This window comes from Burkholderia sp. S-53, from assembly GCF_025560745.1.
Taxonomy (GTDB): Bacteria; Pseudomonadota; Gammaproteobacteria; order Burkholderiales; family Burkholderiaceae; genus Burkholderia; species Burkholderia pyrrocinia.
Map to the genome: position 1 here is coordinate 145,946 of NZ_CP090484.1, position 12,970 is coordinate 158,915.

At 65.5% G+C, this 12,970-nt stretch carries 13 protein-coding genes; 7 read left to right on the forward strand and 6 right to left on the reverse strand.

The annotated features are described in order from the left end of the window. The first annotated feature begins 7 nt into the window (after window positions 1-7). From LXM88_RS22835 to LXM88_RS22850, 4 genes are all read left to right on the forward strand, one after another. On the forward strand, window positions 8-664 hold the full coding sequence (locus tag LXM88_RS22835; protein ID WP_262544591.1) for an amino acid ABC transporter permease: 657 nt from the start codon (window positions 8-10) through the stop codon (window positions 662-664). Next, the gene (locus LXM88_RS22840; protein ID WP_262544592.1) at window positions 661-1,416 is read left to right on the forward strand and encodes an amino acid ABC transporter ATP-binding protein; all 756 of its coding nucleotides are present in this window, start codon (window positions 661-663) and stop codon (window positions 1,414-1,416) included. Before LXM88_RS22835 ends, LXM88_RS22840 begins: the two co-directional genes overlap by 4 nt. Next, window positions 1,413-2,741: an NAD(P)/FAD-dependent oxidoreductase gene (locus LXM88_RS22845; protein ID WP_262544594.1), complete on the forward strand. Its 1,329-nt coding sequence runs from the start codon at window positions 1,413-1,415 to the stop codon at window positions 2,739-2,741. The genes LXM88_RS22840 and LXM88_RS22845 overlap by 4 nt, the downstream gene beginning before the upstream one ends. A gap of 78 nt (window positions 2,742-2,819) precedes the next feature. After that, a complete protein-coding gene (locus LXM88_RS22850; protein WP_262544596.1) occupies window positions 2,820-3,551 on the forward strand; it encodes a class I SAM-dependent methyltransferase in 732 nt (243 codons plus the stop codon). A 24-nt stretch (window positions 3,552-3,575) separates the two neighbouring features. Here LXM88_RS22850 and LXM88_RS22855 read toward each other — a convergent pair whose 3' ends face one another. Both LXM88_RS22855 and LXM88_RS22860 read right to left on the reverse strand, forming a co-directional pair. Continuing rightward, on the reverse strand, window positions 3,576-4,997 hold the full coding sequence (locus LXM88_RS22855) for a cytochrome-c peroxidase (RefSeq protein WP_262544597.1): 1,422 nt from the start codon (window positions 4,995-4,997) through the stop codon (window positions 3,576-3,578). A gap of 93 nt (window positions 4,998-5,090) precedes the next feature. Next, window positions 5,091-6,764: a phospholipase C gene (locus LXM88_RS22860; RefSeq protein WP_262544598.1), complete on the reverse strand. Its 1,674-nt coding sequence runs from the start codon at window positions 6,762-6,764 to the stop codon at window positions 5,091-5,093. A 348-nt stretch (window positions 6,765-7,112) separates the two neighbouring features. Between LXM88_RS22860 and LXM88_RS22865 the strand changes: the two genes are divergently transcribed. Continuing rightward, the gene (locus tag LXM88_RS22865) at window positions 7,113-8,024 is read left to right on the forward strand and encodes a DMT family transporter (RefSeq protein WP_262544600.1); all 912 of its coding nucleotides are present in this window, start codon (window positions 7,113-7,115) and stop codon (window positions 8,022-8,024) included. A 331-nt stretch (window positions 8,025-8,355) separates the two neighbouring features. On the opposite strand, the gene LXM88_RS22870 is transcribed toward LXM88_RS22865, so the two are convergent. The 3 genes from LXM88_RS22870 to LXM88_RS22880 are packed head-to-tail and all read right to left on the reverse strand — an operon-like array spanning window position 8,356 to window position 9,884. Then, window positions 8,356-8,691, reverse strand: coding sequence for a hypothetical protein (locus LXM88_RS22870; protein WP_262544601.1), 336 nt, complete (start codon window positions 8,689-8,691; stop codon window positions 8,356-8,358). Beyond that, entirely contained in the window at window positions 8,688-9,320 is a 633-nt protein-coding gene (locus LXM88_RS22875; protein WP_262544603.1) for a type VI secretion system amidase effector protein Tae4, read from the reverse strand. Before LXM88_RS22875 ends, LXM88_RS22870 begins: the two co-directional genes overlap by 4 nt. A gap of 3 nt (window positions 9,321-9,323) precedes the next feature. Beyond that, window positions 9,324-9,884: a PAAR domain-containing protein gene (locus tag LXM88_RS22880; protein ID WP_262544604.1), complete on the reverse strand. Its 561-nt coding sequence runs from the start codon at window positions 9,882-9,884 to the stop codon at window positions 9,324-9,326. Window positions 9,885-10,118: 234 nt separating this feature from the next. Between LXM88_RS22880 and LXM88_RS22885 the strand changes: the two genes are divergently transcribed. Further along, window positions 10,119-10,757 (forward strand): hypothetical protein, encoded by a 639-nt coding sequence (locus LXM88_RS22885; RefSeq protein WP_262544605.1) that lies wholly within the window; start codon window positions 10,119-10,121, stop codon window positions 10,755-10,757. A 19-nt stretch (window positions 10,758-10,776) separates the two neighbouring features. Here the strand turns inward: LXM88_RS22885 and LXM88_RS22890 are convergent, their stop codons facing one another. Continuing rightward, on the reverse strand, window positions 10,777-11,250 hold the full coding sequence (locus LXM88_RS22890) for an Lrp/AsnC family transcriptional regulator (RefSeq protein WP_174418056.1): 474 nt from the start codon (window positions 11,248-11,250) through the stop codon (window positions 10,777-10,779). Window positions 11,251-11,568: 318 nt separating this feature from the next. Here LXM88_RS22890 and LXM88_RS22895 point away from each other — a divergent pair, with 318 nt between their 5' ends. Beyond that, the gene (locus LXM88_RS22895; RefSeq protein ID WP_262544606.1) at window positions 11,569-12,954 is read left to right on the forward strand and encodes an amino acid permease; all 1,386 of its coding nucleotides are present in this window, start codon (window positions 11,569-11,571) and stop codon (window positions 12,952-12,954) included. The last annotated feature ends 16 nt before the right edge of the window (window positions 12,955-12,970 follow it).

The following is a 12,970-nucleotide window of genomic DNA, read 5'->3' on the forward strand; positions in this document are numbered from 1 at the left end:
AGACCTCATGTTTTTTCAGAACGCGATCGATTTCCTGCCGATCCTGTTGAAGGGGGCGGTGGTCACGATCGAGATCACGGCATGCGCGTTCGTGCTCAGCTCGGTGCTGGGGCTGATTCTCGCGTTGCTGAAGGTGTCGCACAACCGCGCCGTGGCGACGGCCGGCAGCACGATCGTCAACGTGATCCGCGGGCTGCCGATCATCGTGCAGCTGTTCTACATGTACTTCGTGCTGCCCGATCTCGGCGTGCAACTGTCTGCGTTCCAGGCCGGCGTGCTCGGCCTCGGCATCGCGTATTCGGCCTACCAGGCGGAGAACTTCCGCGCCGGCATCGAGGCGATCGACCGCGGCCAGATCGAGGCCGCGCACGCGATCGGCATGCGCGGGCCGATGATCATGCGGCGTGTGGTGCTGCCGCAGGCGTTCCGCATCGCGCTGCCGCCGTACGGCAACACGCTCGTGATGCTGCTGAAGGATTCATCGGTCGCGTCGACGATCACGGTCGCGGAGATCACGCGCGCCGGCCAGTTGATCGCGTCGTCGACGTTCCAGAACATGAGCGTCTATACGCTCGTCGCGCTGCTGTATCTCGCGCTCGGCCTGCCGCTGATGTTCGGCGTGAACCGGCTCGGCAAGCGGCTCGCGCTGAGGAGAAGCGCATGATCCGGATCGACTCGATACACAAGCGCTTCCATCAGCACGCCGTGCTGAAGGGCGTGAGTCTCGACGTGCAGCAGGGCGAAGTCGTGTGCCTGATCGGGCCGTCCGGCTCGGGCAAATCGACCGTGCTGCGCTGTATCAACGGCTTCGAGACCTACGACGAAGGCTCGATCACGATCGACGGCGTGAAGGTCGATGCGCATTCGAAGCGTATCCACGAGCTGCGGATGCGGGTCGGCATGGTGTTCCAGCGCTTCAACCTGTTTTCGCACCGCACCGCGCTCGAGAACGTGATGGAAGGCCCCGTGCATGTGCGGCGGGTGCCGGCCGCGCAAGCGCGCGAGCAGGCCCGCGCGCTGCTCGACAAGGTCGGGCTCGCGCACCGGATGAATGCGTACCCGTCCGAGCTGTCGGGCGGCCAGCAGCAGCGCGTCGCGATCGCACGCGCGCTCGCGATGGAACCGCAGGCGATCCTGTTCGACGAGCCGACGTCGGCGCTCGACCCCGAGCTCGTCGGCGAAGTGCTCGGCGTGATGCGCGGGCTCGCGCGTGACGGGATGACCATGGTGGTCGTCACGCACGAGATGGGGTTCGCACGCGAGGTGGCCGATCGCGTGTGCTTCCTGCACGACGGCGCCATCTGCGAAAGCGGGCCCGCGCGCGACGTGCTCACGCAACCGAAGCATCCCCGCACGCAGGAATTCCTGCGTCGCCTGCTGGCGTCGGACGGCGCCGCCAACCCGGATCGAACATGAGCGAAAGGAACGCGGCACCCGCATGGGCCGACTCCCGGTGGCCGGATTCGCTGTGGGCGGCGACGGCCGCGCCGGCGCCCGACACCCCCGCGCTCGATGTGTCCGCGTCGTGCGACGTGGCGGTCGTCGGCGCCGGCTTCACCGGTCTGTCGACCGCGCTCCACCTGGCCGAACGCGGTGCGAACGTGCGCGTGATCGACGGCGCGCAGCCGGGCTGGGGTGCGTCGGGCCGCAACGGCGGGCAAGTGATCCCCGGGCTGAAATACGACCCCGACGAACTGGTCCGCCGGTTCGGCGACGAGGTCGGCGAGCAGCTTGCCGGCGTGGTCGGCGGCGCGGCCGACACGGTGTTCGACCTGATCGCGCGGCACGCGATCGACTGCGATGCGCGTCGCGGCGGCTGGATCCAGCCGGCGCCGACCGCCGCGATGCTCGATACGGTTGCGCGCCGCGCGCAGCAGTGGGCCGCGCGCGGCGCACCGGTCGAAGTGCTCGGCCGCGACGACGTCGCGCGACGGCTCGGCACGCACGCCTACGCGGGCGGCTGGATCGATCGCCGCGCAGGCAGCGTGCAGCCACTCAGCTATACGCGCGGCCTCGTGCGCGCTGCGCAGGCGAGCGGGGCAGTCGTGCACGGGCTGACGCGCGCCGTCGGGCTGACGCGCGCCGTCGGGCTGACGCGTGCCGACGGCCGCTGGCGGATCGCGACGGCCGGCGGTGCGACGCTGACGGCGGATCGCGTCGTGATCGCGACCAACGGCTACACGGACGGGCTGTGGCCCGGCTTGCGCCAGTCGGTGATCGCCGCGAACAGTTTCATCGTCGCGACGCAGCCGCTCGCGCCGGAGCTCGGTCGCGACATTCTCGCCGGCGGCGAGGTCGCATCGGATGCGCGGCGCCTGCTGCTGTACTTCCGCCGCGACGCGGCCGGCCGCCTGCTGATGGGCGGCCGCGGCCCGTTCGCGGAGCCGCGCGCGACGAGCGACTGGCGTCATCTCGAGCGCGCGACGACGCTGCTGTATCCGCAACTGAAGGGCGTCCGGTTCGAATACCGCTGGGCCGGGCGCGTCGCGATCACCGCGGATTTCATGCCGCACGTGCACGAGCCCGCGCCGGGCGTGACGATCGCGCTCGGCTACAACGGCCGCGGCATCGCAATGGCGACGACGCTCGGCAAGCATCTGGCCGCGCACCTGTCGGGCGATGCGCAACTGCCGCTGCCGTTCCGGGCCACGCCGATCCGGTCGATTCCGTTTCACGGGCTGCAGCGCTTCTATATCGCGGCCGGGGTGGCCTGGTATCGGCTGCTCGACAGCCTTTCCTGACGGGGCGCGGACGCGGGTCGCCATTGGTCGTCCGATCGGGCAGAATCGATACGCCCAGTTTCCGCTGACGTATCCCACATGACCGACCCGAACGATTCCCCCGGCCGCCGCGCGTACGCGAGCTTCGCGCAACGTTATGCGGACATCGCGCCGACGAAGGCGCACAACGCGCTCTACGAGCGTCCGGCGACGATGGCGCTGCTCGGCGACGTCGACGGCCTGACGGTGCTCGACGCCGGCTGCGGGCCCGGCATCTGCAGCGAGCACCTCGCGCGCCACGGCGCGACCGTGCACGCATTCGACGTCACGCCGGAGATGGTCGCGCTCGCGAGAACGCGCTGCGCGGGCCTCGCGGTCGACGTGGTGGAAGGCGATCTGGCGGCGCCGCTCGACTGGCTGCCCGACCACGCGATCGACAAGGTGCTGTGCTCGCTCGCGCTCGACTATGTGCGCGATCTCGCGCCGACGCTGCGCGAATTCCGGCGCGTCGCACGGCCGGGTGCGACGCTCGTGTTCTCGCTGGCGCATCCGATGCGCGACTGGATGGACGAACGCACGCGCGGGGAGGGCACGTATTTCGACACGTCCCGCTTTGGATTCCACTGGTCGGGATTCGGCGAGCCGAGACCCTATGTCGAAGCCTGGCGGCGGCCGCTCGCCGACATCCTGAACGCGGTGGCCGACGGCGGCTGGCGGCTCGAGCGGTTCGTCGAACCGAAGCCGCTGCCGGAGATGAAGGCCGCGTCCGAACGGCTCCATGCGGAGCTGTCGCTGTCGCCGGCGTTCCTGTGCATCCGCGCACGCCGCTGACGCGGCGCGGTGGTCAACCGACGCTCAGTGCTGCACCGGCTCGTCGTTCAACGTGCCGAGAAACGCTTCGATATCCTTGATATCCTGCGCCGTCATTGCGGGTTTGTCGCCCGGCTTGCGATCGAACGGCGCATCGGTCACGTCGACGTTCGCGCGATACTTCGGCGGAATATCGTCGTACTCGTCGACCTTGCCGTCCGCGCCGCGCGAATAGAACTTCTGCGGCGAGATGCTGCGCTCGTTGTAGAACGCCATCACCTGGTCGAGCGTGTGGAACACGCCGTTGTGGAAGAACACCTGGCGCGTCGCCGAGTTGCGCAGCGTCGGCGTGAGGAACATCCCGCAATACTGCGTCTGGTCCTTCAGGTCGTCGCGGAACGGCCCGCACACGCCGAGATCGTAGAACGCCGCGTTGCGGTTCTGCGCAAGCTGCTTGTTGCGCGGTGCGCCGAGCGCCTCGTACTGGTAGTCGGTAAACATCGGCGGCAGCCCGTCCTTGCCGGGCTTCGACAGGTGGCAGCCCGCGCAATTCGCCTTGTCCGCGTCGTTGAACAGGCGCAGCCCGCGCAGTTCGGCCTGCGACAGGCGCGCACGGCCTTCGAGCCAGCGGTCGTACTTGCTGTTGTACGGATGGAACGACGGATCCTCGACCTGATACCGCGCGATCGCGAACATCGCCTCCGATACCGCCAGCTGCGGGCTGTCGAACACGCGCGCGCCGAACAGCTGCTCGAGCTGCGCGCGGTGCGACGACTGCGCGAGCTTGCGCGCGACGTCGTCGATGCTCGCATTCGCCATCTCGACCGGATTCAGCAGCGGGCCGAACGCCTGCTGCTGCAGCGTATCTGCGCGGCCGTCCCAGAACATCCCGCCCTGCGGCACGAGCTGCGGCGCGGCCGACGTGCCGGCCACCTTCTGCGCCTTGACGACGCCGGCCGCCGACGCGGCCTGCTGCGCGACACTCGGTGCGGCGTCGTTTTCACCGGCATCGGGGCCGATGCTGAAGTTCGGTTGACGATACAGGTACATCAGCGACGGCGGCGGGCGATACCCCTGCTGCGTCATCGCGAGGCCGCCCGGCTGCACGTCGAGCGCATTCGGCGGCCCGTACGCATGATCGGGGCTGTGGCACGACGCGCACGACTGCTTGCCCGACGCCGACAGCGACGGATCGGCGAACAGCGCGCGCCCGAGCTGCGCGACTGCCGACAGCGGCTGCGCGGCGGGCCGCTGCAGCACGACCGGATGCGGATTCGCGCCCGTCCAGTCGGCGACGACGGTGCCGATCGCCGCGGGCACCCGCGCGGGGAACGCGATCGCGAACGCGCCATAACCGAGCACGGCCGCGCCGAGCACGAACGCCGCGCGGCGCAGCAGGCGGGAAGGGGAACGCGGCGCGGAGGTGCCGGAGGCGTCGGGTGACGGGATCGCGGGGCGAGCTGTCATGCTGTCGGTCGGAAATCGGGCGCCGCACGAAGCGGCGCGTTAAATGGAAACGGCCGGCGCGTGATGCGCCGGCCTGCGGTCAACGGATGCCGATCAGATCGCCGGAGCCGCGCTCAATGCCGTGCCGAGCGTCGGGTCGAGGTACAGCGGCGTCGTGTTCGGCTTCGACGTGAAGTCGAACAGGCTGCGCAGGTCGCCCGCCGTCGCATCGAACGAGCCGCCGCCGATGCGCTGGCCGCCGAGCCAGTTGTCCTCGATGAAGCGCACGACGGACGACTGGTCGAGCATCGTGTGGTCGACGTAGTTCTGCTTCGCATACGGCGAGATCACGATCAGCGGAATGCGCACGCCCGGGCCGCAGCGGCCGTTCACGGTCGCGCCGTTCACGCCGGTGGTGCCGCCCGTGCCGCACTTGCCGCTGCCGTTGAGCTGGTCGACCGGGTCGGACGACGCACGCGTCGGCGCCGTGTACACGTGGTCGTACCAGCCGTCCGAGTCGTCATACGTGACGATCACGGCCGTGTTCTGCCAGTCCGGCTGCTGCTGCAGGAAGTTGACGACCTTCGTCACGAACGCCTGCTCGTCGAGCGGATCCGAATAGCCCGCGTGCGCATCCTGCGCGGCCGGCGCCTTCAGGTAGCTGACCGACGGGAAGTTGCCGGCCTTCACGGCCGCGAAGAAATCGTCCGTGTCGTACTGGTGGTTCGCGGGCTCCGCCGTCTTGCCATCGGTCTGGACGCTCGAACCGATCGCCGCGATCGAACTCGGCCGCGTGTGCTGCGGGTTCGACGTCGACGCGTAGTACTGGAACCAGTTGTGGTGCGGGATGTAGTCGGCCGTCGCGGCGTTCACGGCGGTGGCGACCGTGCTGCGGCTGCAGCCTGTCGTGCCGTTGCCGTTGGTCGTCGACAGGTTGAAGCCGCCCATGAAGCCGCCCCACGTGATCTTCGCGCCGTTCAGCAGGTCGCCGATGTTCTTGCCGCTCATCAACGCCTGGTCGGTCGTGCTCGAGCACACGTCGTTGCCGGGGTCGACGTCGTTGATCATCGTGAAGCCGCCCTGGCCGTCATTGATGTAGTACGAGGTGGCTGCGAGCGTCGAAGGCTGCTTCGACGTCTTCACGATCTGCATCCCGTTGGTCTGCCCCGACACGACGTTCAGCGCGCCCGGCGTCGACGGGCCGTACGACGTCGTGTACATGTTGTCGCTCATCGCGAAGCGCTGCGCGTAGTTCCACAGTGCCGTCACGGTGTTGCCGTCGAAGTAGCCCATCACCTGGCCCTTCGTGCCGAACGCGCCTGCGCCGCCGGACGAGCCCTTGCCCGTGTACTTCGGGAACAGGTCGGCGAGGCCGTTGTCCTCGGCCAGTTGCTCGGCCGTGTACGCGTGGTTCTGGTCGGCGGTCGCGGCCTGGGTGCGGTCGAGGCGGAACGGGTTCGCCGCGTCGGTGCCGTTGGCGGTGTTCGTGAAGTTCGGGTTCGCGGTAAGCAGCGTGCCCGTCAGGCCGTTCGGCGTCGGCGTGCCGGCCTTCGCGGTGAATGCCGGTTCGCCCGACGGGTTCGTCGCGTTCGGGTAGGTGCCGAAGTAGTGGTCGAACGAGATGTTTTCACCGTAGATCACGACGACGTGCTTGATCGGCGTGGCGGTCTGCAGCGCATCCTGCGACGACACCGCGGGCGTCGACGTCGGGTCGTCGCTGCCGCCGCAGGCGAACAGCGCAAGCGCTGCTGCTGCGCAGGCGGTGACGAGCAAGGCTTGACGGAACATCGGGAAACTCCAGGTAAGGTCTTCGAAGGTGGAGAGCGGCCCCGTCGCCGTGTCGGTTCGACGCAGAGCTCGCGAGAGAGCACGCGCATTGGAACAGCCCCGTATGAAGATGTGGGGACGGAGTGGTTTCGCGACGGTTGCGCTGTGGTATCGATTCCATTACGGCGCAGCGTGGGTCGAAAGAGAACGGAAAGGGGCGGATCGCGTGCCACTTTGGGAGCCTGTTTCGCGGTGCGCGGGGCCGCTGCCGCGCAGGCCGCACGGGGTGGGCGAAAGCGCGCGGTCGGCCGGTTCGGGCGAGAGGCGCCGAGTGCCGGGTTTTTGACAATCGGATGACGCATTCATACGATGGATGCCCCGCGACGTCGATTTCATGTTGCCGACCGTTACCGAGAATTCAGCGTGCCGATCCCCGTTCTGTTTGCCGTTCTGTGTGCGGCGTTCCTGCATGCGTCATGGAATGCGCTCGTCCGCAGCAGCGGCGACCGGCTGCGGTCGGCCACGGTGCTGCAGATCGCGATCGGGTTGTTCGCGCTGCTGTTCCTCCCCGCTGCCGCGCCGATCACGCCCGTGAGCTGGCTCTGCGTCGTCGCATCGGCCGTGATTCACGTCGTCTACACGTTGCTGCTGGTGCGCGCCTACGAGCACGGCGACCTGACCGTCGCCTACCCGGTCGCGCGCGGCACCGCGCCGCTGCTCGTCACGCTCGGCGCGGCGGCGTTCGCGGGCGAGCGCCTGAACGCCGGCGCGCAAGGCGGGCTCGTGCTGATCTGCGCGGGCATCCTGGCGATCGGGCTGGAGGGCGGGCGCGGCGCGAAGCACCGGATGACGCAGGTGCTGCCGACCGCGTTCGCGACCGGCGTGTCGATCGCGGCCTATAGCGTGGTCGACGGGATCGGCGTGCGGGAAAGCGGCAGCACGGTCGGCTATACGGCGTGGATGTTCGTGTTGACGGGCGCGATGATGGCCGCGTACTACCGGCTGCGCGCGGGGCCGCTGCGGCTGACGCAGGATGTCGGCGAGACGGCGAAGGCTGCGTGCGGCGGCGTGTTCGCGGCGCTTGCGTACGGCATCGTGATCTGGGCGATGGATCGTGCGCCGATGGGCCCGGTGTCGGCGCTGCGCGAAACGAGCGTGGTGTTCGCGGCGCTGATCGCGCGCGTGTATCTCGGCGAGCGGCTGACTCCGCGGCGTGCGGCGGGTTGCGCGGTGATCGCTGCAGGTGCGTTGCTGATCAGTGCGTTCGAGGCGGTGCGGTGAAGGTGTCCCAGGACGCGCAATGCGTATGTTGTGAACGCCGGTTCGACCGTGCTGACAACTGAAAATCGCGTTCGAATCGCTGTCGCGAACGTCCATGGATCGACCCGCAAGACTTTACAGACCCTCGCACACGAGCGCTACATATCAATCATGCATACGTAGTCCAAGGGGCATTATGCAACGCTTGGTGCCGATCTCCAGAACCGAAATCCGAAAGTCGAAGTGAGAGCATAATCGTTGCTGACGCAACAAATAAAACCGTATCTGGAGAGGACTGTGGAGGGAGGCGAAGCGGCGCACAAACTCCATCGGGCCGCTTCGGTAGGCCGATTTAGCCGAAAAGACCTAGCGCGGGTGTCGCGTAGGCCGCAAGATGAAAGAGAACGACAAATAGCGTAGCTGCAATGAACGTGATACCCCACTTGCGCGACGACCAACGCCGGTAAGCGAAGGCATTGAGTGCGGCAAAGACGACCGAAGGCCACAAGGTCAGAGCGAACAGGCCGACGATGAATACTGCGTGTGGAGCGCAGTGTTCCATGTCGTTGCAGCCGGTCGAATGCGACGGCGCAGCAGGCCAATGAATACGGCTGAAGGTGTAAAGGGACGCCCATGTGATGAGCAAGCCCCATAGGAACCCCGGAACTGCAACAGCCAGTCGTTTCATTTGACTTCCCAGAAAAGGATTTCTTTCGAATCGGCCAGATCCGAATACCAATTCCCGCGTCGACCCCGAAGGTAATCAAGTGGGTTAATCATGCTCGGCACGCCCATGCGAAACCTCCAGAACGAAACGGTAGATGGCGTCAGGGCATCCCTGTTCCATAGGTCAATATGGCCGCCGCTCAACGCGTCACCAGAATCCCCTTCTTGCCGCCAGTAGCCAAAAGAATAGATGATACCGGTTCGGCCTTTAATCTTGCGTTGCCAATCCTGGCCAGTGATGTTTTCCGGCTTGCCCAGGCCGAGGAACGGGTGAAGCTTCAACCATTCGGCCAACTCGTAGGCGCGGGTCGCCGTTGCTTTCCCGTCGAGTATCAGACGACCTAACGACTTCTTCCCCGGCATCGGCTTCAACACCTTCTGCGAAAACGACTTCATGTCGCTTCCGACGTGGTGAAACGTAACGCTCATGCGAATGGCGCACTGGTTCTCATACTGGCCGGTGGGATCATCGTATGGATCCTTCTTCGGATAGGCGCTCCAAAGTTCCCGAAATGACAACGTATGAAGCGTTACCGGTTTGATGGATCCTTTAGTGTCGTTCGAGCGAACCTTCGTAGGCTTGTTTGGCATCAGTCAACTCTCGTATTGTTTTTCAATGGCTTCGTCGCCCCAATAAACCGTGTATTCATCGGGCTTGTTGCCGGTATCGATGCGGGGCAATTCTCCGCTTGGATCGAGTCGGCCGTTGTACGTGCGGCCATCTGCCGTTTCGATGTGGCATGGATATCCGACAAGTACCGACTTGCGCGTCGTACACACCAGCTTTTCGTCGTAGCAGGAAAGCGCGGCAGATCGGGTCGGCGATGTAGGTGACTGAGCGTCACGGGTTGCCGCTCCTTGCCTGGACGTGCCGCTGTCGGCTTCGTAGAAAATTCGACTGTCGCCGCCTGCGATGACCTTGTTTTGTCCACACGGACAGAGCACGGGGTCGCCATTCAAAACGACTCTGCGACCGTGGCAACTCATGCGCGTGGCGCTACCGGAAATCTTGAATGCCCCTTTGCAATTGCCACACGTTGCCTCGTCGCCATCCAAAGCAACGCGTTTACCGTTATCGAATATCGTTGACGTGACGGCAATGACGAATCCGCCGGTTGTTGTCGAATCACGGTCTCTTGCTGCTGTTCTGCGCATCGTCGTTTCCTTGTGCGTTAAGGAATCGAAGAAATTCGCAGGCAAGGGGGAAATTGTCTATGGGACTAGTTCGAATTTGCGTGTGATTCATTCGACGGTTTAAATGCGTTAACACATCGTCGATGTGTGGTGAGGCAAGCAACAACGTGCTCGAGTTGCTGATGATCGCTGCCGGCGTATTGCCGATCAACACGTCTGAAGTCGTGCGCTGGACGTCGGTTGAGAGACGGTGGCGTGGTTGAACCGAACGAACATGGCATCATCCGGCCGCCTTGGCGGCGTAAACAGGGTGCGATGGTCGGGGCGCAACGTTCCGGGCAAATGGCAGGGATGACGACAGGGGCGATGGCCGTGCGCCTGGCGCCAGTGCTGGCGATATTGGCGCTGATGGGATGCGTGATACAGGGCGGGACGAGCGCAACTTACGACCCGACGAAGGATGCGCGGATTCGCGCCTGCCGAGGGCCGCTCGCGTACTTCCGATTCAATCGCGGATGCAGGCCTCCCGAATCGTTGCCTGGCCGGTATCCGCATCCGATCGTCTCGCCAAGCCGGGTATGTCGGGCCCTGTCAACAAGACAGTCGGCATGCCGGTGCCGGACGACGCTGCGAGAATATGTGGTTCTGGCCGACAAACCGATCACGATTACGTTGTGCGCCAGATACAAGGGCATGCGCGAAGCGAATACCGTTCAGGTTTCCGACCCGCTGGTGTCAGGGACCTTTGCTCCGGCGGCAGGGCACGACTATGAGGTCCAAGATTCGGCAGACTCCACTGACGACCGTCTGACGCTGCGCCAACTCCATGTCGACGCCGACCGCCACGTGGCGGCAGCGCCGCTGTCGATCTCGCGGGCGTCCGTCTGCGAATGACCGGCCGGCGCGCCGGCTCTCACGCTTCAACCGGCATCGCACTCGTGCACTTGATCTCGTCGAGGCACACGCTCGAATGCACGCCGCTCACGCCGGGAATCCGCATCAGCGTTTCGAGCAGGAACTGCGACAGCCCCTTCAGGTCGTGTGCGACGACCTTCAGCACGTAGTCGATGTCGCCCGTCACCGAGAAACATTCCTGGATCTGCGCGAGATCGGACACGAGTTTCTGAAACTTCGACAGGTCGCGGATATGCCCGCGCTCCATCGTCACGTGCACGAACGCGGTGACGCCGAAGCCGAGCGTGTCGGGGCAGAGCCGCGTTTCGTAGCGGCGGATCGCGCCGATCTCTTCCAGCCGCCGGTGGCGCCGCAAGGTCTGCGCGGGCGACAGGCCGACGGCCTTCGCCAGATCGAGGTTCGACGCACGGCCGTTCTCCTGCAGGATCGAAAGCAAGTGGCGATCGATGCGGTCCAGATCCGGTTCAGGCATTTTTATTTCCTCATTTGTCTCCTGGATGCAATCTTATCTCATAATGTAGGGTTTGCATGAACGGGTTACGAAACCCGATTTCGCCGTCGCGACGCTAAACTGACGCCGGATTTTCGTGTGCGGCCGCAGCAATGCGGTGTGGGCGACAGTCGGCGGCCGGTCTGGCGGGCACGCTGACAGGAATCGGGCGCCGCCACGCGAAGATTGCAGTCCCCAACCCGGCGGCTCCACGAACGGTCGCCGGCACAGTAAAACAGCGCCCGGCACACCGAGGCGCGCCGCACCGCTTCCGGCGGAGGCGGACAAAGTGGAGAAGACATGGTTTCTGGAAACGAGAGCGACGGCCTGAAGCGCGGGCTGAAGAACCGGCACATCCAGCTGATTGCGCTCGGCGGCGCGCTCGGCACGGGGCTGTTCCTCGGCATCGCGCAGACGATCAAGATGGCCGGCCCGTCCGTGCTGCTCGGCTATGCGGTAGCCGGCATCGTTGCGTTCTTCATCATGCGCCAGCTCGGCGAGATGGTCGTCGACGAGCCCGTCGCAGGTTCGTTCAGCTACTTCGCCAACAAGTATTTCGGCCACTTCACGGGCTTCCTGTCCGGCTGGAACTACTGGGTGCTGTACATCCTCGTCAGCATGGCCGAACTGTCGGCCGTCGGGATCTACGTGCAGTACTGGTGGCCGGGCGTGCCGACCTGGGTGTCGGCGCTCGTGTTCTTCGTCGTCATCAACCTGATCAACCTGACCAGCGTGAAGTCGTACGGCGAGACGGAATTCTGGTTCTCGATCATCAAGGTCGCCGCGATCGTCGGGATGATCGGCTTCGGCGGCTGGCTGCTCGCGAGCGGCCATGCCGGGCCGGAGGCCAGCGTCCGGAACCTGTGGCAGCACGGCGGCTTCTTCCCGAACGGCGTGTCGGGCCTCGTGATGTCGATGGCCGCGATCATGTTCTCGTTCGGCGGGCTCGAGCTCGTCGGCATCACGGCGGCCGAGGCCGACGATCCGAAGCACAGCATCCCGCGCGCGACCAACCAGGTCATCTACCGCATCCTGATTTTCTACATCGGCGCGCTCGCCGTGCTGCTGTCGCTGTATCCGTGGGAGAAGGTCGTCAGCGGCGGCAGCCCGTTCGTGCTGATCTTCCACGCGCTGAGCAGCAACCTGGTTGCGAACGTGCTGAACGTCGTCGTGCTGACGGCCGCGCTGTCGGTCTACAACAGCGGCGTGTACTGCAACAGCCGGATGCTGTTCGGCCTCGCGCAGCAGGGCAATGCGCCGAAGGTGCTGTGCTCGGTGAACAAGCGCGGCATTCCGCTCGCCGCGCTCGGCGCGTCGGCGCTCGCCACAGGCCTGTGCGTGCTGGTCAACTACTTCATGCCGGGCAAGGCGTTCGAGGTGCTGATGGGCCTCGTCGTGTCGGCGCTGATCATCAACTGGGCGATGATCAGCCTGATCCACCTGAAGTTCCGCCAGGCCAAGCGCGCAGCCGGGGAGAAGACTTCCTTCCGCAGTCTGGGCTATCCTTTCACGAATTACCTGTGCCTGGCATTCATGGCCGGCATTCTCGTCGTGATGTACCTGACGCCGGATCTCCGCCTGTCGGTGTACCTGATCCCGGTATGGCTCGCGGTGCTCGCGATCGGGTATCGCTTCCGTCAGAAGAATGCAGGCTATGCGATGCGCGACAGCGCGTCCGCACGCTGACGCAGGCCACCACCGA

Excerpts from the sequence above, each read along its gene's own strand:
- LXM88_RS22845 (WP_262544594.1), top strand. The coding sequence starts at position 1,413 with ATGAGCGAAAGGAACGCGGCACCCGCATGGGCCGACTCCCGGTGGCCG.
- LXM88_RS22880 (WP_262544604.1), bottom strand. The coding sequence starts at position 9,884 with ATGCGCAGAACAGCAGCAAGAGACCGTGATTCGACAACAACCGGCGGA.
- LXM88_RS22835 (WP_262544591.1), top strand. The coding sequence starts at position 8 with ATGTTTTTTCAGAACGCGATCGATTTCCTGCCGATCCTGTTGAAGGGG.
- LXM88_RS22865 (WP_262544600.1), top strand. The coding sequence starts at position 7,113 with ATGGATGCCCCGCGACGTCGATTTCATGTTGCCGACCGTTACCGAGAA.
- LXM88_RS22840 (WP_262544592.1), top strand. The coding sequence starts at position 661 with ATGATCCGGATCGACTCGATACACAAGCGCTTCCATCAGCACGCCGTG.
- LXM88_RS22860 (WP_262544598.1), bottom strand. The coding sequence starts at position 6,764 with ATGTTCCGTCAAGCCTTGCTCGTCACCGCCTGCGCAGCAGCAGCGCTT.
- LXM88_RS22890 (WP_174418056.1), bottom strand. The coding sequence starts at position 11,250 with ATGCCTGAACCGGATCTGGACCGCATCGATCGCCACTTGCTTTCGATC.
- LXM88_RS22875 (WP_262544603.1), bottom strand. The coding sequence starts at position 9,320 with ATGCCAAACAAGCCTACGAAGGTTCGCTCGAACGACACTAAAGGATCC.
- LXM88_RS22850 (WP_262544596.1), top strand. The coding sequence starts at position 2,820 with ATGACCGACCCGAACGATTCCCCCGGCCGCCGCGCGTACGCGAGCTTC.
- LXM88_RS22855 (WP_262544597.1), bottom strand. The coding sequence starts at position 4,997 with ATGACAGCTCGCCCCGCGATCCCGTCACCCGACGCCTCCGGCACCTCC.
- LXM88_RS22895 (WP_262544606.1), top strand. The coding sequence starts at position 11,569 with ATGGTTTCTGGAAACGAGAGCGACGGCCTGAAGCGCGGGCTGAAGAAC.
- LXM88_RS22870 (WP_262544601.1), bottom strand. The coding sequence starts at position 8,691 with ATGAAACGACTGGCTGTTGCAGTTCCGGGGTTCCTATGGGGCTTGCTC.